The organism is Rhodopila sp., from assembly GCF_965277825.1.
Taxonomy (GTDB): domain Bacteria; phylum Pseudomonadota; class Alphaproteobacteria; order Acetobacterales; family Acetobacteraceae; genus Rhodopila.
On sequence record NZ_OZ255846.1, the window covers coordinates 1,366,345 to 1,385,452 of the forward strand.

14 protein-coding genes are annotated in these 19,108 nt (G+C 66.3%); 11 read left to right on the plus strand and 3 right to left on the minus strand.

What is annotated here, in order from left to right; translation table 11 throughout:
* The first annotated feature begins 90 nt into the window (after positions 1-90).
* From htpG to ACQY4T_RS06975, 4 genes are all read left to right on the plus strand, one after another.
* A complete protein-coding gene (gene htpG / locus ACQY4T_RS06960; RefSeq protein ID WP_428539267.1) occupies positions 91-1,911 on the plus strand; it encodes a molecular chaperone HtpG in 1,821 nt (606 codons plus the stop codon).
* 100 nt (positions 1,912-2,011) lie between these two features.
* Positions 2,012-3,391 (plus strand): leucyl aminopeptidase family protein, encoded by a 1,380-nt coding sequence (locus ACQY4T_RS06965; RefSeq protein ID WP_428539270.1) that lies wholly within the window; start codon positions 2,012-2,014, stop codon positions 3,389-3,391.
* Positions 3,392-3,532: 141 nt separating this feature from the next.
* A complete protein-coding gene (locus ACQY4T_RS06970; protein WP_428539273.1) occupies positions 3,533-3,910 on the plus strand; it encodes a MarR family transcriptional regulator in 378 nt (125 codons plus the stop codon).
* A gap of 167 nt (positions 3,911-4,077) precedes the next feature.
* A complete protein-coding gene (locus ACQY4T_RS06975) occupies positions 4,078-5,247 on the plus strand; it encodes a M20 family metallopeptidase (RefSeq protein ID WP_428539276.1) in 1,170 nt (389 codons plus the stop codon).
* Positions 5,248-5,450: 203 nt separating this feature from the next.
* Here ACQY4T_RS06975 and ACQY4T_RS06980 read toward each other — a convergent pair.
* Positions 5,451-6,520 (minus strand): IS630 family transposase gene (locus tag ACQY4T_RS06980; RefSeq protein ID WP_428531896.1). Its coding sequence is split into 2 segments (ribosomal slippage): positions 5,451-6,031 and positions 6,031-6,520, totalling 1,071 coding nucleotides; the frame shifts between segments, so codons are not numbered across the junction.
* 213 nt (positions 6,521-6,733) lie between these two features.
* On the opposite strand from ACQY4T_RS06980, the gene ACQY4T_RS06985 reads away from it, so the two are divergent.
* The gene (locus ACQY4T_RS06985) at positions 6,734-8,863 is read left to right on the plus strand and encodes a DUF6600 domain-containing protein (RefSeq protein ID WP_428539279.1); all 2,130 of its coding nucleotides are present in this window, start codon (positions 6,734-6,736) and stop codon (positions 8,861-8,863) included.
* 78 nt (positions 8,864-8,941) lie between these two features.
* Here ACQY4T_RS06985 and ACQY4T_RS06990 read toward each other — a convergent pair whose 3' ends face one another.
* Positions 8,942-10,093, minus strand: a complete 1,152-nt coding sequence (locus ACQY4T_RS06990) for an Mrp/NBP35 family ATP-binding protein (protein WP_428539282.1) — start codon at positions 10,091-10,093, stop codon at positions 8,942-8,944.
* 170 nt (positions 10,094-10,263) lie between these two features.
* On the opposite strand from ACQY4T_RS06990, the gene hflK reads away from it, so the two are divergent.
* The 4 genes from hflK to tam all read left to right on the plus strand — a co-directional run bounded on the left by hflK (position 10,264) and on the right by tam (position 15,141).
* On the plus strand, positions 10,264-11,613 hold the full coding sequence (gene hflK, locus ACQY4T_RS06995; protein ID WP_428539285.1) for an FtsH protease activity modulator HflK: 1,350 nt from the start codon (positions 10,264-10,266) through the stop codon (positions 11,611-11,613).
* Positions 11,610-12,488 carry a protease modulator HflC gene (hflC, locus tag ACQY4T_RS07000; protein ID WP_428539288.1) on the plus strand — a complete coding sequence of 293 codons (879 nt, stop codon included), beginning with the start codon at positions 11,610-11,612 and terminating at the stop codon, positions 12,486-12,488. Before hflK ends, hflC begins: the two co-directional genes overlap by 4 nt.
* A gap of 338 nt (positions 12,489-12,826) precedes the next feature.
* Positions 12,827-14,365: a DegQ family serine endoprotease gene (locus ACQY4T_RS07005; protein WP_428539291.1), complete on the plus strand. Its 1,539-nt coding sequence runs from the start codon at positions 12,827-12,829 to the stop codon at positions 14,363-14,365.
* Between the two features lie 5 nt (positions 14,366-14,370).
* Positions 14,371-15,141 carry a trans-aconitate 2-methyltransferase gene (gene tam, locus ACQY4T_RS07010; RefSeq protein ID WP_428539294.1) on the plus strand — a complete coding sequence of 257 codons (771 nt, stop codon included), beginning with the start codon at positions 14,371-14,373 and terminating at the stop codon, positions 15,139-15,141.
* Positions 15,142-15,345: 204 nt separating this feature from the next.
* Here tam and serB read toward each other — a convergent pair whose 3' ends face one another.
* Complete coding sequence (gene serB, locus ACQY4T_RS07015) at positions 15,346-16,239, minus strand: phosphoserine phosphatase SerB (protein WP_428539297.1); 894 nt, start codon at positions 16,237-16,239, stop codon at positions 15,346-15,348.
* A gap of 59 nt (positions 16,240-16,298) precedes the next feature.
* On the opposite strand from serB, the gene miaA reads away from it, so the two are divergent.
* Together miaA and ACQY4T_RS07025 are read left to right on the plus strand one after the other, a co-directional pair.
* Positions 16,299-17,258, plus strand: coding sequence for a tRNA (adenosine(37)-N6)-dimethylallyltransferase MiaA (miaA, locus tag ACQY4T_RS07020; RefSeq protein ID WP_428539300.1), 960 nt, complete (start codon positions 16,299-16,301; stop codon positions 17,256-17,258).
* Positions 17,259-17,313: 55 nt separating this feature from the next.
* A complete protein-coding gene (locus ACQY4T_RS07025) occupies positions 17,314-19,092 on the plus strand; it encodes an acetolactate synthase 3 large subunit (RefSeq protein ID WP_428539303.1) in 1,779 nt (592 codons plus the stop codon).
* Positions 19,093-19,108: the final 16 nt, after the last annotated feature.

Genomic DNA, 19,108 nt, shown 5'->3' on the forward strand with positions numbered 1-19,108 from the left:
AGACACCCGCCGGCGAACCGGACTAAGATGCGCCGACGCATTGAAACCGTTGGACAGCGACCGCATATCGCGCCCGCAAGGAGGATACGCATGGACGACACCGTTGTAGAGCAACACGCATTTGGCGCCGAGGTCGGGCGACTGCTCGACCTGGTGGTGCATTCGCTCTATTCCGAGCGCGAAATATTTTTGCGGGAGCTGGTGGCCAACGCGGCCGACGCGGTGGACCGCCGGCGTTTCGAGGCGCTGACCGACCCAAACCTGGCACCGCCGCCCGATGCCAAGATCCGCGTGGTGCCCGACAAGCAGGGCAGCACGCTGCTGATCTCGGACGACGGCATCGGCATGACCCGCCAGGAGATGATCGACAACCTGGGCACTATCGCTCGTTCCGGCACCCGCGCGTTCGCGCAGAACCTGGCGGCGACCGAACCGGAAGATCGTCCCAACCTGATCGGCCAGTTCGGTGTCGGCTTCTATTCCGCCTTCATGGTGGCCGACCGCGTCGAGGTCACCTCGCGCAAGGCCGGCAGCGAGGACGCCTTCACCTGGGCATCCGAGGGCGCCGGCCAGTTCACCCTGACCCCGGCCAGCCGCGAGCAGCCCGGGACCGATATCGTGCTGCACCTGAAGTCCGACGCGTCGGAGTATCTTGAACCGGTGCGGCTGGAGACGGTGATCCGCAAATGGGCCGATCACATCACCCTGCCGATCACCGTGGCGCAGGACGGCAAGGACCAGCCGGCCAACGAGGGCACCGCGCTGTGGCGCAAGGCCAAGTCCGAAACGACCGAGCAGTCCTATAAGGAATTCTACCGCCACCTCGGGCATTTCTTCGACGACCCCTGGGCCACGCTGCATTGGCGGGCGGAAGGCACGTTGGAGTATTTCTGCCTGCTGTTCATCCCCGGCGCCAAACCGTTCGATCCGGTGGACAACGACCGAGACGCGCATGTGCGGCTGCACGTCCGGCGCATGTTCATCACCGACAAGGCCGAACTGCTGCCGCATTGGCTGCGCTTCGTCAGCGGCGTGGTCGATACCGAGGACCTGCCGCTGAACGTTTCGCGGGAGATGCTGCAGACCACGCCGGTGCTGGCGCGCATCCGCAAGGCGCTGATCGGCCGGGTGGTGGCGGAACTGAAGACCCGCACCAAGGACGCCGACGATTACAACAAGTTTTGGGAGAATTTCGGCCCGATCCTGAAGGAAGGTGTCTGGGAGGACGCCGAACACCGGCCCGAGATCGCACCGCTGCTGCGCTTCAAGTCCTCGACCCAGGACGGCTGGACTTCGCTGCCGGACTATATATCGCGCATGCAGGACGGCCAGGACACGATCTACTACCTGTCCGGCGAACATGCCGACGCGCTGAAGACCTCGCCACAACTCGAGGGCGTCCGCGCCAAGGGCATCGAAGTGCTGCTGATGGCTGATTCGATCGACTCGTTCTGGCCCGAACGGCTCGACAGCTTCGAGGGCAAGAAGCTGCGCAGCGTCACCCAGGCCGCGGAGGACCTGGGCAAGGGCGACGACCAGCCGGACATTTCGCCGCTGCTGGCGGCGATCAAGTCGGCGCTCGACAGCAAGGTATCCGATGTCCGTTCCACCGCCCGCCTGACCGACAGCGCCGTCGTGCTGGCATCCGACGGCCGCGGCCCGGACCTGGCGATGCAGCGGCTGATGCGGCGGGCCGGACGCGCGATGATGCCGTCGAAGCCGGTGCTGGAGATCAATCCCCGGCACAAGCTGATCGAGGCGTTGTCGGCGAGGCTGGACAATACCGCGCTGATCGCCGAGGCATCGGAGACGCTGCTGGATCTGGCGCAGGTGCAAGAAGGCGATCTTCCGGCCGACGCCAGCGCATTCGCCAGGCGGGTCACCACGCTGCTGGCCGGCAGCCTGGGGTAGTTCACGATCGCCGCGCGACGTAATCCTCGTTACAGGTCGACCGGTCGGGTGACAGCACCGGCCGGTTACCTATCTGACCTGATATCGAGGAGCATCGTCCATGCTTGACCAGAAGCTTGATTTCGTCATCGATACACCTGATGGCGCGCGGCCGGTTCATGTCGTGCGGCCCGACGGGCTCGCCGGGTTTCTCGAAACGCTACCGCCGGCGCAGGCCGGATTCCTGCGCGAAAGCGGGTTCGCCGCCAAGCCGGACGAACTCCGGTTGTTGCCTGGTCACGATGGCGTGGCCGGTGCGGCACTTGGGATCGGCAACGATGCGTCATTATTGGTCTATGGCGGCCTGTCGATGCAGTTGCCGGAAACCATTGCCTGGCGCCTGGAACCAGGTGATTACGATCAGGCGACGGCGATCCTTGGCTATTGTCTGGGCGCGTATAGTTACAGCGGCTTTCGCTCGCCGCGGCGCAAGCCGGCATCGCTGTTTGTTCCGCGTGGGCACGAAACGAGTCTGTCGCAGGCATCCGCGACCTGGATGGTCCGCGACCTGATCAACACGCCGGCCAATGTTCTGGGGCCGGTCGAACTGGCCGAATTTACCGTATCGATGGCGGAACGCCACGGTGCCGAGTGCGAGCTGTCGGCCGGCGTCGCCCTGGAGCAGGCCTATCCGACAATCGCCGCCGTCGGGCGCGGATCGGAGCGACCGCCTCGAGTGGTCAGCTTCCGCTGGCGCGGCAGCGCCGCCGGAGACAACGCGCCATTGCTGTCGCTCTGTGGCAAGGGTGTTTGTTTCGACACCGGCGGCTACGACCTGAAGCCGTCGGCCGGCATGTTGCGGATGAAGAAGGACATGGGGGGCGCCGCGACCGTTCTGGGCCTGGCGCGCCTGATCATGGAGGCGGATCTGCCGCTTCGGCTGGCGGTGCGGATCGGCTGCGTGGAAAATTCCGTCTCCGGAACAGCGATGCGGCCATCCGACGTGGTGCGGACGCGGTCCGGGCTGACGGTCGAGATCGGCAACACCGATGCCGAGGGCCGGCTGGTGCTGTGCGACCTGCTGGATGAAGCATCCGACGAGAACCCATCCCTGCTGGTGGATTGCGCAACCTTGACCGGCGCTGCGCGCACCGCCCTGGGTCCCGACCTGCCGGCAATGTTCAGCAACGACGACGCAACCGCAGAGGCGCTGTCGCGACTGGCCGGAGCGGTGCACGATCCGCTCTGGCGACTGCCGTTATGGCCGGGATACGATGATTGGCTGAAGAGCTCCGTTGCCGATGTGAACAATGTGTCATCGAAGCCGATGGCTGGATCCATAGTCGCGGCACTATATCTGCAACGCTTCGTGAAACCTGGGGTGCCGTGGCTGCATCTCGATCTCTACGCATGGAACGATCAATCACGACCCGGACGTCCGGAAGGCGGCGAGGCAATGGGGATGCGAGCCTTGTTTGCTTTGGCCAAGCAAAAAGGTTGACTGCACCCGGCACGAGACATTGTTTTCACACCGTTGTGATTTGGTGCTGAGATCGCAAACTGTAATAAGGTTGACACCGAACCATTTGTCAGCGTAACGAGTGATATTCGGTTTGCTCCCCGCCCCAGAAAGGATACTGACGTGGCATCTCCTCCCAACCCGGTTTCGGATGCGCAAGTGGGCCTGCTGCGCGATACGGTGGTCGCACTGGTGCGTCGCGACGGCGCCGATTTGTCGGCTCGCCAACTGGGTGTGTTCCTGACCTGCTATCTGAACGAAGGCGGCCACACGGTTCGCGGCCTTGCCTCGGCGCTCAAGGTGTCGAAGCCGGCGATCACGCGCGCCCTTGATCGCCTGGGCGAACTGGACTTTGCCCGCCGCAAGGTGGATCCGCTGGATCGCCGCAGCGTGCTGGTGCAGCGCACGACCAAGGGGTCTGCCTTTCTGCGTGATCTGCGCAACATCATGGCGCACGCATCGGGGGACGCCAAAAAGTCGTCAAGAAAGGTCGCGGCCTGACTGTCTGATCCGGGCTCGACCCAACGACATCCGATCGCAGGCCGGAACGTCCTTTCAAAGTCACTGTCTGAGACCGGCCATGTTGGACTGGTCCTCTCCGGACTCCCCTTGTGCCGGTCGATCACATAAGAGACGCTGTCGCTTTACCGCGATGGAGGTCAGGGGCGATGTCCGAGTCCGAAATCACCGCCTGGCTCAGCACTCAGCAAGATGCCATGGTCGCGCTGCTCGGCAACATGGTCGCGATCGACAGCGGCAGCTATAATAAAGCAGGCATCGACGCGGTCGGGGCGGTGATCTGCCGGTTTCTCGAAAACCATGGACTGAAGGTCGAAACCCTGACGCAAAGCCGCCACGGCGACTGCTTGCGCGCCACGCTGCCGGGCCACGCCGGCGAAGGCAATGCCGGGCGCAATATCGTGCTGATGGGCCATCGCGACACGGTGTTTCCCGACGGCGAAACGACCCGCCGACCGTTCACCATCCGCGACGGCGTGGCCTATGGTCCGGGCGTCGCCGACATGAAGGCCGGGCTGACGATGAACTGCTTCATCCTCGCCGCCTTTGCCCGCTTCGGCGGCGCCCCCGCCCCGCTGGTCGGCCTGTTCACCGGCGACGAGGAGATCGGATCCCCGGAAGGCCGCCCGGTCATCGAGGCCGAAGCCCGCCGCGCCAGGGTGGTTTTCAACAGCGAACCAGGCCGCGTTTCGGGCAATGTCGTCACCGGCCGCAAGGGCGGCGTGTTCATGGCATTCCGCATCAGCGGCAAGGCGGCGCACTCGGGCGGCAACTTCGCCGCCGGGATCAGTGCGATCGAGGAACTGGCCCACAAGATCCAGGCGATCCACGCACTGACCGACGCGGATCGCGGCATCACCCTGAATGTCGGCCTGGTCAGCGGTGGCCAGAGCGTCAACACCGTCGCCCCCTGGGCCGAGGGGCAGATCGACCTGCGCTACGTCGACCCGACCGACAAGGACGACATCATGGCGCGCATCGGGGCAATCATTGACCGCAGCTTCGTTCCCGGCACCCGAACCAAATTAACGGTGCGGGGTGAATTCCTGCCGCTGACCCAAAGTGCATCCGCCGGCCGCCTGTTCGAGCTCTACGTCGAAGCGGCCGCGGCGTCGGGCTTCCGCACCGACGGCGAGTTCACCGGCGGATGCGCCGATTCGGGCTTCACCGCGGCGGTCGGCGCGCCGACGATCTGTGCCGTTGGCCCGGTCGGCGGCGAGGCCCACAGCCCCGACGAGTTCCTGCGGATCGACAGCCTGGTGCCGCGGGCACAAGCCTGCGCCCGGGCGATTCTGCGGCTGGACCGGGCCGGACTCTGAACTCGGGGCCGCTCGCGGCCAGCGTCCAGGTCTAGCCACCGGGCGTGGGCGTAGCCATCGTCGTCAGGATCGGACGGCTAAAACCGGGGGCCCGGGCGCGAACAATTGTAGCGCGGGCAAGACCCCCATCCAGCCGAATGGTATCGTATGGCACGATATTCCAGGCTGGCCATGGTTACACTCCCGGTGTTATACCAGCCGCCCTAGACACTGACTGTTGCCCACTCCCTGGTGCCAATGGATCGAATTCGATCTGGATCATCGACCAGCCAGTTCCAGGCCTCTGCGCAAGCCTCGAGGATCTCGTCGTAGCTGTCCCATACGCAGGCGGAGAGTTTGTTGGCGCGAAGGTAATCCCAGACATTCTCCATCGGGTTAAGTTCCGGGGCGTAGGGCGGCAGCGGCAACAGCACGATGTTGTCGGGCAGCTTGATGTCGCCGCCGCGCTGATGCCACCCGGCGCCGTCACAGATAATCGCCGCGATCGAGCCGGGCGCGACCTGCGTGCTGATCTCGGCGAGGTGCAGGTTCATGCATTCCATGTTGGCGGCTGGCGCGATGATCGCCGCGCCGACACCGCGTGCCGGACAGATCGCGCCAAAGATGTAGGCGGTGTCGTGGCGGTTGTCGCGCAGCATCGGCGGACGCGAACCGACCGGCGCCCAGACATAACTGAGCGAGCCTTTCTGCCCGACCCTGGCCTCATCCTGGAACCAGATCTCCACCGGCGTGGCCGCGGTGCAGCCGTTCAGGGCTTGCTTCAGGCTGGCACCGAAGTTTTTTTAAAAGCCTCCTGCGCCGCCGCATCCTTCCTGGGATGATACGGCCGCGGCTGCAGCTGGGTGAGCTTCAGTTTGTGCAGCCACTTGCCGATCGTGCGTTCGGGTACGGTGACCGAGAACCGCCTTGTCACCTCGGCGCGCAGATCGACACAGCGCCAGCGGATGACCTTATGGATGTTCGGATCAGGCCCGGCGATCACCAGCTCGCGCAGTTCCGCCATCTGCGCCTCGCTCAGTTTGGCGCGCGCCCCCGGTGGCTTGCGCGACACCAGGCCGTCAAGGCCGGCATGGTTATAACGATGCACCCAGTCGCGCAGGGTCTGACGGTCCATGCCCGCCTGGCGCGCGGCATCAAGCCGCGAGACCCCGTCGTGGATCATCGCGATTGCCAACAGCCGCCGGGCCTGGCCGGCGTCGTCGCTCTTCGCCGCCAGGGCACGCAGTTCCGCCGGCGCGTGGTCGATGCGAGTAATTTTGATCGCTGCGCTCATCGCGTCCTCCAATGCAGCGAATCGATGCTGCAGCGAGAGCGAATCGTACTTTCGCGGTCTTGAGAATCGGGGGGCCGAGAAATCTAGCGAGAGTCGTCTTCAGTGGCGGCTGGTATTATCGCTCGGCCCGTCATCAGCGCCGCAAATCGGACGTCGTTTTGCCATCGTTTCCGGCAAAACTCGGTTCAGTTCAAAGTGATCGGATTCGATACGATGCAACAAAATGGCCGCTTGTTCCGCCTGACCGCGACCACCGCGCTGACCGCGCTGCTGTGGGATGCCACGCTGCCATCGCGCGCGGTGGCCCAGCCGGCACCCCCGGCGCTGCCGGCACCGGGTCAGGGCCGCCCCGATCTCAACCAGGCCGACCCACCCGAACGGGTCGGTCGGATCGCCGTCATGACCGGTCCGGTCTCGTTTCATAACCCCGGCGACACGCAGTGGAGCGCGGCGACCCAGAACTATCCGGTCAGCAGCGGCAATTCGTTCTGGACCGAGGCATCATCCGAGGCGCAACTGGAAGTCTCTGCCAGCCGCATCGCCATGGCCGGGGCGACCGAGTTCGACGTGGCCGCGCTGGACGCCGCCGGGTTGCAAGGCGTCGCCACCCAGGGCGAGGTCTATCTTCACCTGCGCGAACTGGCGCCCAACGAGGTGTGGTCAATCCAGACTCCGCGCGGACAGGTCCGGCTGGGTAGCAACGGACGTTACGACATCATCGTCGGCACTACCGACCAGCCGACGTTGATTACCGTGCTGGATGGGTCCGCCCAGATCGACGGGCCCGGCGTGTCGCTGCAGGTGGCCGCCAACCAGAGCGCCACGATCTCCGGGACGGACAGTTTCCAGGGCAGCGTCGGTCCGGCGCAGCGCGACGCGTTCCTGACCGAACGCCTGAACGCGGAACGACCGCCCCCGGCGCCGGCATCGGCTATCCCGGCCCAGGTCGTTGCGATGCCCGGTGGCAGCGATCTGATCGGCACCGGAAGCTGGAGCCAGGCGCCGGACTACGGTGAGGTCTGGTACCCGCCGGTGTCGGCGAACTGGGTGCCATACCGCGAGGGCCATTGGGCCTATGTCGCACCGTGGGGCTGGACCTGGGTCGACGATGCTTCCTGGGGTTTCGCACCATTCCATTATGGACGCTGGCTGCGGATCGGCGACCGCTGGGCCTGGACACCGGGTGCGGTCGCCATCGCCAGGCCGCCGGTCTATGCGCCGGCGCTGGTAAGCTTCATCGGCATCGGCGCCGGCGTGGCATTGGGCGCGGCACTGGCCTCGGGTTCGATCGGCTGGGTACCGCTGGGCCCGCGGGAGGAATTTCACCCTTGGTATCATGCATCGAACAACTACGTTCGGCAGGTCAATGTATCTCACGTCACCAATCTGACCAACATCCGGAACAACAGCGTTACGATCAATAATTATGTCAACCGAGCGGCGGCGACATCCATCCCGGGCGCTGCGATGACCGCCTCGCGCCCGGTGCAGGCGGTGGCTCGGCCGGTGACAGCGCAACAATTCGCCGCCGCGCGTCCGATCTTCGGGCAGCAACCGCTGCGGCCGATCGCGACGACGGCCGGGGTCACGCCTGTGGTCGCGCGTCAGCTGAATCTGGCCCCGGCCGCGATGGCGCACCCGGCGCCGGGTCCCACTGTTCGCGCCCAAGCCCCCGGCCGCCCCGGCTTCGCCCGGCCGGCCCTGGTGCCCGCCGCCGGCAGACCAGGCGAGCAAGGGCGTCCGACTGGCGTTCGTCCGGAGGACGTCACCGCTCCGGCGCCCGGCCATCCTGCCGGGGTCGCACCGACCGAGCCGCGCCTTGGACAGCCGAACGTGGTCAGGCCTGGCACGATCCCAGGCGCGCTGCGTCCAGTGGGTCCTAATGTGCCGGGGGCGCCGAACGTCGCGCCTCGGACCGAGCCGTACCCCGCGCCGCAGCCACGTCCGGGAACGTCGGCTGCCGCCGTGCCGCGGGTTGTGACCCCAGGACAGCCGCCGCGCCAAGCCGCGCCCGCCGTCGCCCATCCCGAGCCGCCGCGTCCCGCACAGACCGCGCCGCGGCCGGAGCCAGCGCGCCCGGTTCCAGCCGTAGTGCGCCCGGAGCCGCAGCACGTCGCGCCCATTGCGCCTCACGCCGAGCCGCCGCGGCCCGCGCCGCCGGTGCCGCGTGTCGAACTTCCGCGGCCCGCGCCCCCGGTGCCGCGTGTCGAACTTCCGCGGCCCGCGCCCCCGGTGCCGCATGTCGAACCGCCGCGCCCGGCACCGGCCATGGTTCGGCCGGAGCCGCCGCATGCCGCCCCACCCGCGCCACGCCCCCAGCCTCGGCCAGGCCAGCAACCGTAGCGCCTTCAGCCAGCTCAGCCAGTCAAAGCCCGGCCAATCACAGCCCGGCCAGTCAAAGCCCGGCCAGTCAAAGCCCGGTCAGTCGATGACGATCCGGGGCCCGCTGCCGCGCGCGGCCGTGGCGCCAGACAATTTCTGCCAAACCCGTGCGGCCAGGGTGGCGTAAGCCTTGGCCGCCTCGCTTTCAGGTGCCGACGCGGCGATCGGAGTGCCGGCGTCAGAGGCGGTGCGAATGTCCAAGAGCAACGGAATCTCGCCGAGAAATTCCGTACCCAGCCGGGCCGCCTCGACCTTCGCCCCGCCATGCCCGAAGATCTCGGCGCGATGGCCGCAATTCGGGCAGCAGTAAAAGCTCATGTTTTCCACCAGGCCGAGCACCGGCACCTTGGTCTTCTCGAACATGCGCACACCGCGGCGGGCGTCGATCAGGGCGATGTCCTGCGGCGTCGAGACGATCACCGCACCGGTCAGCGCGACCCGCTGGGCCATGGTCAATTGCGCGTCCCCGGTGCCGGGCGGCATGTCCACCACGATGACGTCGAGCGGCCCCCATTCGACCTGCCCCATCATCTGTTCCAGCGCGCCCATTACCATCGGGCCGCGCCAGATCATCGGAGTTTCCTCATCCACCAGGAAGCCGATCGACATGCAGGACAATCCCCACGCCTGCAGCGGGATCATCTTGTCGCCGCGCACCTGCGGCTTGCGGTTGAGCCCGACCATGCGCGGCAGGCTGGGGCCGTAGATATCGGCGTCCAGCAGGCCGACCTTGTGGCCCTGCCGTGCCAACGACACCGCCAGATTGACCGCGACGGTGGATTTGCCGACGCCACCCTTGCCCGATGCGACGGCGACGATCGCCTTCACCTCCGGCAGCAGCAGCGCCGGCTTGCCGCCGGGCGCCCGGTGCGCATGCCCCGGTCCCGCCCCAGGGGCCGCTCCAGAGGCAGTTGGGCGGCCCGCCGCGGCGGCAGTTGGCGGCTTGTGCGCGGTCAGGATCGCGGTGGCATTGGTCACACCTGGCTGGCGCAGCAGCAGCGCTTCGGCCTCTCGCCGCACCGGCTCCATTGCCGCGGCATGGGCGCGATCGGTCAGCAACGTCGTCTGCACCAGACCGCCGCGAACCTCGATCGCCTCAACCAGGCCGGCGGTGACGATGTCCTGCCCCGAGGCTGGGTCCTTGATCGCCCGCAGCGCGGTGCGCAGAGCCTCCACGGAAGTCTCGGCCATGGACTTGTGAACCCTCATCTTGCAAACCTGGGACGGCCGGCGGATAAGCACCGCGCCGCATGCGCCTGTCCACAACGATATGGCGCAGCATACCGTTTCCGCCAACGGCTCGCGCACTAGGCAATTCCATTGGGCGATTCCATTGGGCGATTCGACAGGAGCCACTCCGGATGTCTTGGAAAAACGGCGGTCCCGGTCCATGGGGCAATCCGCCCGGCTCGTCTGGTCCCGGCTCGTCGGGCGGAGACGGCGACAAGAAACCGACGCAAGGCCCTTGGGGAAGTAAAGGCGGGAATGACGGCGGCGATCGCGCCGACCCGGATCGCGGACCGGGCCGTGGCGCTGAGGGCAAGTCATCAGGGCCGCCGCCACGCGGCCCGCGCCCCGGCGGCCCGTTCGGCAGCGGGGGAGGTCCGTTCGGCGGCGGCGCCCCCGACCTCGACCGCATCATCGCCCAGGTGCAGGGCTTCATCCGCGCCCTGATGGGCGGCGGGTCCGGCGGACGGTCCAGCGGCGGCCCGTTCGGCAGCTTCGGCAACGGCCGCGGCGTGGTGTTTCTGCTGCTGCTCGTGGTCGTTGTCTGGTTCGCCAGCGGATTTTACCGCGTGCAGCCCGACGAACAGGGGGTCGTAATGCGGTTCGGCGCCTACGCGTATTGGACACCGCCCGGCCTGCACTGGCATCTGCCCTGGCCGGTCGAGTCGGTCGAGCTTCCCACCGTCACCCGGATCAACCGCACCGAAATTGGCTACCGTTCGACCCCCAGCGGCAACATCGAGGCCGGCCAGGAGGCCCCCAGCCGCCAAGTCCTGGCCGAAAGCCTCATGCTGACTGGCGATGAGAACATCATCGACATCGACGTCGCGGTGTTCTGGCGGATCAGCGACGCGGCGGCCTTCCTGTTCAATACCGCCAACCCGGAAACCCTGGTGCGCGCCGTGGCCGAAAGCTCGATGCGGGAGGTGATCGGCCGCTCGCCGATCCAGCCCGTGCTGGGTCCGTTGCGCGGCCAGATCGAGGCTGACGTGTTGAAGCAGACCCAGGAAATCCTCGACCGCTACAAGGCCGGGGTGGAAATCACCCAGGTCCAGTTGCAGAAGGTCGATCCGCCGGCGGCGGTCATCGAAAGTTTCCGCGATGTCCAGCGCGCCAACACCGACGCCGAGAGGATGCGCAACGAGGCTGAATCCTACCGCAACGACATCGTGCCCCGCGCGCGTGGCGAGGCGGCCCGCATCGTCGCCGAAGGCCAGGGCGCCAAGGCCGCCTCGGTGGCTCAGGCGAACGGTCAGGCGCAGCAGTTCGACAGCGTGCTGAAAGCTTACGAAAAGGCCAAGGACGTTACCGTACGCCGGATGTATCTGGACACCATGGAGGACGTGCTGGCGCACGCCCAACCGCTGGTCGTTGACGACAAGCTGAAGGGGCTGGTGCCGTTCCTGCCGCTAAACGTGCCACCGCCGACACCGGCGAAACCCGCCGCCCCGGCCTCGTCCGCCTCGGTGGGACCGGGCCGATGAACCGCATCGGCATCGCCGCCATCGCGTTGCTGGTTGTGCTGGGCGTCATCCTCAGCGGCAGCCTGTTCATCGTCACCCAGACCGAGCAGGCATTGGTGCTGCAATTCGGCAAGGTGGTGCGCCCGATCGAGGACCCCGGCCTGCATGCCAAATGGCCGATCGCGCAGAACGTCATCAGCTTCGATAACCGCCTGCTGTCGGTGGAACTGCCGGGCGAGGAAGTCATTCTCGGCGACCAGCGCCGTCTGATCATCGACACCTTCACCGTGTTTCGCATTACCAATCCGCTGCGCTTCTACCAGGCCATCGGGCCGATCGCGGACAATATCCGCGGCCGGTTGAATTCGGTGGTCACCGGGAGCCTGCGGCGGGTGCTGGGCAACAACAAGCTGCTCGATGTGCTGTCGGCGGACCGCGAGCACATCATGTCGACCATCCGCGGCCAGGTGAACACCGAGATGGCGAACTTTGGCGTCACCATCGTCGACGTCCGTATCCGGCGCGCTGACCTGCCGAAGGAAAACACCGATGCGATCCTGTCGCGGATGCAATCCGAACGCCAGCGCGTCGCCGCCCAGGCCAGAGCCGAGGGCGCCGAGGCCTCGCAAAAGATCAAGGCCGACGCCGAACGCGAGCGCACTGTCTTGGTGGCTGACGCCAAGGCTACCGCCGACAACCTGCGCGGTGAAGGCGAGGGCCAGGCGACCGCGGTCTATGCCAAGGCGTTCGGCCAGGACCCGGCGTTCTTCTCGTTCTGGCGCACCTTGCAGGGCTATCACGATATTTTCGAAAGCGGCAAGGCTCGGCTGGTGATCAGCCCGGACAACGATTATCTGCGCCTGCTGCAGGCGCCCCCGGCTAGTCCGTCGCCATAGTGCAGATCCCGTCCGGAGTTGCTTCCCTGACCGGGTGACAATGCGCGAAAATAATATCCTGGAGCTTTTCCGATGAGCCGCGGAAACGGAAAAAGCGCTAGCCGAACGCCTCACGATGCGGATTGGGCGGAACTCCGCGTGTGTTTCGCTGGATAAGTTGCTAGTGTCCTGCCCTGAAGTCCGCCGCCGCACGTGGTGAACTCGGACAATAAGCAGGCCACTGAGAACAAGCGCTGGTGGCGGGAGGTTGGCTTAGCCTGCTATGGCGAACCTTGCCCTCAGGATACTAGTATCTGAATTCCGGATCATATGCGGCTAATTCGCCAGGGAAACCTATCATGCGCCTACTCCGCTCCACCGTTGCCCGCGCCGTCCTGCTGGGTGCATCCTTCGCGCTGGCGACCCCGGCCCTGTCGCCGGAACAATCGGCACTTGCGCGCCCCGCGCCTGACAGTTTCGCCGATCTGGCGGCGAAACTGCTGCCCGCCGTGGTCAACGTGTCCTCCAGCCAGACGATCACCGCGAAGAACGGCGGCCCCGGTGCCGGTCCGGAGATGCCGATGTTCCCGCCGGGTTCGCCGTTCGAGCAGTTCTTCAAGGACTTCCTCAATCGCAATCGTCCAGGCCAAGGGGGCAATGGCGGCGACAATCCGCCGCCGCCACGCCGGGCGCAGAGCCTCGGTTCGGGATTCATCGTCGATTCGTCGGGCTACGTGGTGACCAATAACCACGTGATCGAGGGCGCCGACGAGGTGTCAGTCACGCTGCAGGACAATACCACCTTGAAGGCCGATATTGTCGGACGCGACGAAAGCGGCGATATCGCGTTGCTGAAGGTGAAGTCCGACAAGCCGCTGCCGACGGTCGATTTCGGTGACTCCAGCCAGTCCCGCGTCGGCGACTGGGTGCTGGCGATCGGCAACCCGTTCGGCCTGGGTGGCACCGTCACCGCGGGCATCGTCTCGGCTCGCGGGCGTGATATCCATCAGGGCCAATACGACGACTTCATCCAGACCGACGCCGCGATCAACCGCGGCAACTCGGGCGGCCCGCTGTTCAACATGAATGGCCAGGTGATCGGCATCAACACGGCGATCTTCTCACCGTCCGGCGGTTCGATCGGGATCGGCTTCTCGATCCCGTCCAACATGGCGAAGAACACCGTCGCCCAGTTGAAGCAGTATGGTCATGCGCGGCGCGGCTGGCTAGGCGTGAAGATCCAGCAAGTGACCCCCGATATCGCCGAGAGCCTTGGACTGAAGGACGCCTCCGGCGCCATGGTGGCCGGCATCACCGACGGCGGCCCGGCCGAAAAGGCGAAGATCCACAGTGGCGACGTCATCCTGAAATTCGACGGCCAGGACGTGAAGGAGATGCACAACCTGCCGCGCATCGTGGCCGACGCCGTGGTCGGCAAGGACGTGCCGGTGGTGTTGTGGCGCGACGGCAAGGAAATGACGGTACAGACGGTCCTGGCGGAGCGCCCGGCCGACGACCAGCTTGCCTCGGCTGATGCGACCAAGCCGGCCGACGCCACCAAGCCGACGGCGATTTCAGGGCTGGGGCTCAAGATCGCGCCGGTCAGTCAGGATCTGAAGGACAAGTTCCAACTGCAGGACACTCAAAAGGGCGTGGTCATAACCGACGTTTCGCCCAACACGCCGGCGGCCGAACGTGGACTGAAGCCGGGCGATGTCATCATGGAGGTGCAGCAGGGCGAGGTCACCTCACCCGACGATGTCCGCAAGCAGGTGGACGCGGCCCGCAAGGCCGACCGCAAGTTCGTGCTGATGCTGATCCAGCGCGAGGGCGGCGTGCAGTATGTGCCGCTGTCGCTTTCCAAGGCCCCGGCCGGCAAGGACAAGCAGCCCGGATAGAGGCGATGTCCTGGTCGGCCTCGCAGTACGCCAGCTTCGAACAGGAGCGCACCCGCCCGGTGCGCGATCTGGTCGGCGCCATCCCGGCAGCCCAGATGCGCCATGCGGTCGATCTCGGATGCGGGCCGGGAAACTCCACCGAGGTCCTGGCCGCACGGTTTCCGGCCGCCGAGATCCTGGGTTTGGACAGTTCCCCCGACATGATCGAGGCCGCCAGGCAACGGCTGCCGAAACTGCGGTTCGACTTGGCCGATATCGCTGCCTGGGATGCGCCCGACCGGTTCGACGTGATCCTGGCCAATGCGTCGCTGCAGTGGCTGCCGAACCACGCGGCGCTGATGCCCCGGCTGGTCGCAAAGCTGGCAACCGGTGGAAGTCTGGCGGTTCAGATTCCGGACAACCTGGATGAGCCGGCGCACCGGCTGATGCGCGAGGTGGCGGCGGACGGCCGCTGGTCGGGCAAGTTGTCCGGCGCCGCCGACAGCCGGGCACCGCGTTTGCCGGCCGAACGCTACTACGCTCTGCTGCGGCCGCACGCGGCGCGGGTCGATGTGTGGCGCACCACCTATCACCACGTGCTGGCGGGCGGAACCGACGCGGTGATCGAATGGTTCAAGGGCAGCGGATTGCGGCCCTTCCTGGCACCGCTCGATGAAGCCGAGACCACGGGGTTTCTGTCGGCTTACAAGGCAGCGCTCATTGGTGCCTACCCGACCTTGCCGGACGGGTCCGTGCTGCTGCCGTTTCCCCGAATGTTCTTTATTGCGACACGGTAACAGGCCGCGTCACCCCGGTTTGTCGATCGCCGCTGACCGCTCGAGCAGCGCGGCGAGGCCTGACAGGATACGAAGCGATGCGCCGATCTTCAAACGGGGCGTCAGCCCGCAAAGCCTGGGTTTCAGAACTGTGCTGAGCACTTCGGAGCGAAGCGCTGACGGGCATCGGGACCGGAGCCCAACCGTCTCCGCGCCGGCGCCGGTTTACGGGCGCCGATCGCATCGCGAAACCACGAACGCCGAGGCCGGGTAACCTTGGGCGAATAGCAACGCGCGCAAATCGGCGTGCTCAACCCTGGTTCGGGCCTGGTTCGCCACCACCGGCTTGGCATGAAACGCCACGCCGAGCCCGGCGGCGGCGATCATATCGAGGTCGTTCGCCCCATCGCCGACGGCCAGCGTGGCATGCAGCCGGACCCCGCGCTGGCCGGCAAGATCGTGCAACGCCGCCAGCTTGCTGTCGCGGTCGAGGATCGGCTCCGCCACCTGCCCGGTCAGGCTCGCGCCATCGTCCAGCAGCCGGTTCGACCGATGCACATCGAAGCCAAGCTTGGCTGCTACCCGGGCGGTAAAGAAGCTGAACCCGCCGGACACCAGCGCGGTCAGCGCGCCGTGGGCCCGCATCGTCGCCACCAGCTCAGCCGCCCCAGGCGTCAGCCGGATCTGCTGCCAGGTGGTCTCCAGCGCCGCCAGATCCAGACCCTTGAGCATCGCCACGCGCTCACGCAGCGCGGCCTTGAAATCGAGCTCCCCGTTCATCGCCCGCCGCGTGATCGCCGCGATCCGCTCGCCGATCCCGGCGTGGCCGGCGAGTTCATCGAGTGTTTCGCCGGTTATGATTGTGCTATCCATATCGGCGATCAAAAGCGCCTTCCGCCGGCCGCGACTTTTGGTCACGATCGCATCGATTGGCTTGTCCCCGACCGCCTGATGCAGCGCGAGCGCATCCAGCGGCACCGACAGCGGAATGTCCGCTGCTTCGCCGGCCGACAGCACGACCGGGGGGGCGCCGCGAACCGCGTTGCGGATTTGGTTTAGCAAAGCCGGTGTCAGGCTGGTCGCCTCGCGCTGCGCCACCACGGTGAGTATATCGGTCATGTCGGCCGGACCCTGGCAGCGCGCCCGGCGCCGTGCAAGCGAACGACAAAGGACGCTCGATGACCAACCTGCCGCCCGCGCTGATCGTTGCCGGCCCGACCGCCAGCGGGAAATCCGCCCTGGCGCTGGCCATCGCCGACCGCCTGGGCGGCACCATCATCAATACCGACTCGATGCAGGTGTATCGCGAGCTCCGCGTGCTGACCGCGCGCCCGACCCCGGAACAGGAGGCGCGGGTTCCGCATCGGCTATACGGTGTCCGCCCGTCGGCCGAGGCCGGCAGCGTCGCCTGGTGGCGGACCCAGGCACTGTCCGCGATGGACGAGGCGCACGCCGCCGGCCGGTTGCCGATCCTGACCGGCGGTTCGGGGATGTATTTCGCCGCGCTGACCGATGGGCTGGCCGACATTCCCGACCCCGGGCCAGCGGCCCGAGCCGAGGCTCGTCGGCTGCTCAACGAACAAGGCGCCGCCGCGCTGCACGCCGGCCTGGCCAACGTGGATCCGGCCACCGCCGCTCGGCTGAACCCCGAGGACAGCCAGCGGATCGCACGCGCCTGGGAGGTCTGGCGCGGTACTGGCCGCGGCCTCGCGGCTTGGCAGGCCCATCGCGGGCCGGCCGCACCGTGGCGCTTCAAAGCCATCCTGCTGGATCCGCCGCGCGATGCACTGCGCGCGGCGATCGCCGACCGCTTCGAGGCGATGCTGAATGACGGCGCGCTGCGCGAGGTGCGGGCGTTGCTGGCGCTACAGCTCGATCCCCAGCTGCCGGCGATGCGCGCCCACGGCGTGCCGGAACTGGCGGCCCATCTGCATGGCGAGCTGTCGCTACAGCAGGCCGGACGCCGCACCGAATTGGTCACCGGTCAATACACCAGGCGGCAGGCGACATGGTTCCGGCATCATCCGCTCGCCGCCGCGACCCACGTTAGCACAATAAATGCTAGATTTTCAGATTTTACGCAATTATCGGAAAGTGCGCAAGCCGATTTGTTCACGTTTATTCAACTCCTGGCTTGACCCGCGCATCCAGGAGGCTTATCCGTCCGGGTGTTCAACAACAGGAGCCGAACGAATGTCGGCGGAATTGGCCCGGTCAGGAGCAGAAATCCTTCTACGCGCGCTCAAGGATCAGGGCGTAGAGGTTATTTTCGGCTATCCTGGTGGTGCCGTGCTGCCGATCTATGATGCTCTGTTCCAGCAGAACGCGATCCGCCATGTACTGGTGCGCCAGGAAGGCGGCGCGGTGCATGCCGCCGAGGGCTATGCCCGCTCCACCGGGCGCGTCGGGGTCGTGCTGGTCACCTCCGGTCCGGGTGCCACCAATGCGGTGACCGGCCTGGTCGATGCGCTGATGGACAGCATTCCGGTCGTCTGCCTGACCGGACAGGTGGCGACGCATTTGATCGGCAACGACGCCTTCCAGGAGGCGGATACCACCGGCATCACCCGCCCGGCCACCAAGCACAACTACCTGGTGAAGCGGGCCGAGGACCTCGCCCGCGTCGTGCATGAGGCGTTCTATGTCGCCCGCAGCGGCCGGCCCGGCCCGGTGGTGGTCGACCTGCCGAAGGACATCGTGATCAATCCGGCACCCTATGCCGAACCGGCGGCGCAGCATCCCAGCTACCGGCCACGCACCGAACCCGATCTTGGCCAGATCGCCAAGGCGGTGGCGCTGATGAAGCAGGCCAAGCGGCCGATGATCTATGCCGGCGGTGGCGTGATCAATGCCGGTCCGGCGGCGTCGGAGGCGCTAACCCGGCTGACCCGTATCACCGGCTTTCCGATCACCAATACGCTGATGGGCCTGGGTTGCTACCCGGCCAGCGACCCGCAGTTCCTCGGCATGTTGGGCATGCACGGCACCTATGAGGCGAACTTGGCGATGCACGGCTGCGACATGCTGCTGGCGGTCGGCGCGCGGTTCGACGACCGGGTGACCGGGCGGCTCAACGCGTTTAGCCAGGGCTCGCGCAAGATCCACATCGACATCGATGGTTCGTCGATCAACAAGAACGTGCCGGTCGAGGTGCCGATCATGGCCGATGCCGGCCAGGCACTCAGTGCGCTGCTGGCTGCCTGGCAGGCCAGCGATGACTCGGTGGACAAGCCCGCGCTGGCATCATGGTGGCGCCAGATCGATGGCTGGAAAGCCAAGGATAGCCTGAAATTCACCCAGGAGACCAAACCCGGCAGCATCATCAAACCGCAACATGCGATCCGGCGGCTGTATGAACTCACCCGCGCCCGCAACAAGGAGGTGTTCATCAGCACCGAGGTCGGGCAGCATCAGATGTGGGCCGCGCAGCATTTTCAATTCGAGAAGCCGAACCGCTGGATGACCTCGGGCGGCCTTGGCACCATGGGATATGGGCTGCCGGCGGCGATGGGGGTGCAGATCGCCCATCCGGAGGCCTGCGTGATCGACATCGCCGGTGAGGCATCGATTCTGATGAACATCCAGGAAATGGGCACCCTGGCGCAGTATCGCCTGCCGGTTAAGGTGTTCATCCTGAACAATCAGTATATGGGCATGGTGCGGCAATGGCAGGAATTGCTGCATGGCAGCCGCTATTCGGAGACCTACTCGGCGGCGCTGCCTGATTTCGTCAAGCTGGCGGAGTCGTTTCATGCCACCGGCATGCGGGCGAAATCGGTCGATGAGCTGGATGGCGTGATCAATGCGATGCTGGATTGCCCGACCGCGGTGATCGCTGACATCGCGGTCGATCAGACCGAGAACTGCTTCCCGATGATCCCCAGCGGTGCGGCGCACAATGAAATGCTGCTGGGTCCGGAGCACGAAGCCTCCGGCGCCGGCATCACCGACGCGGGCATGGCGCTGGTCTGATCGCGCTGCCGCCTGC

What these genes read in the sequence shown, in the direction of transcription:
- htpG (WP_428539267.1), top strand. Translation starts at nt 91, where the DNA reads ATGGACGACACCGTTGTAGAGCAACACGCATTTGGCGCCGAGGTCGGG.
- ACQY4T_RS06965 (WP_428539270.1), top strand. Translation starts at nt 2,012, where the DNA reads ATGCTTGACCAGAAGCTTGATTTCGTCATCGATACACCTGATGGCGCG.
- ACQY4T_RS06975 (WP_428539276.1), top strand. Translation starts at nt 4,078, where the DNA reads ATGTCCGAGTCCGAAATCACCGCCTGGCTCAGCACTCAGCAAGATGCC.
- ACQY4T_RS06985 (WP_428539279.1), top strand. Translation starts at nt 6,734, where the DNA reads ATGCAACAAAATGGCCGCTTGTTCCGCCTGACCGCGACCACCGCGCTG.
- ACQY4T_RS06990 (WP_428539282.1), bottom strand. Translation starts at nt 10,093, where the DNA reads ATGGCCGAGACTTCCGTGGAGGCTCTGCGCACCGCGCTGCGGGCGATC.
- hflK (WP_428539285.1), top strand. Translation starts at nt 10,264, where the DNA reads ATGTCTTGGAAAAACGGCGGTCCCGGTCCATGGGGCAATCCGCCCGGC.
- hflC (WP_428539288.1), top strand. Translation starts at nt 11,610, where the DNA reads ATGAACCGCATCGGCATCGCCGCCATCGCGTTGCTGGTTGTGCTGGGC.
- ACQY4T_RS07005 (WP_428539291.1), top strand. Translation starts at nt 12,827, where the DNA reads ATGCGCCTACTCCGCTCCACCGTTGCCCGCGCCGTCCTGCTGGGTGCA.
- tam (WP_428539294.1), top strand. Translation starts at nt 14,371, where the DNA reads ATGTCCTGGTCGGCCTCGCAGTACGCCAGCTTCGAACAGGAGCGCACC.
- serB (WP_428539297.1), bottom strand. Translation starts at nt 16,239, where the DNA reads ATGACCGATATACTCACCGTGGTGGCGCAGCGCGAGGCGACCAGCCTG.
- miaA (WP_428539300.1), top strand. Translation starts at nt 16,299, where the DNA reads ATGACCAACCTGCCGCCCGCGCTGATCGTTGCCGGCCCGACCGCCAGC.
- ACQY4T_RS07025 (WP_428539303.1), top strand. Translation starts at nt 17,314, where the DNA reads ATGTCGGCGGAATTGGCCCGGTCAGGAGCAGAAATCCTTCTACGCGCG.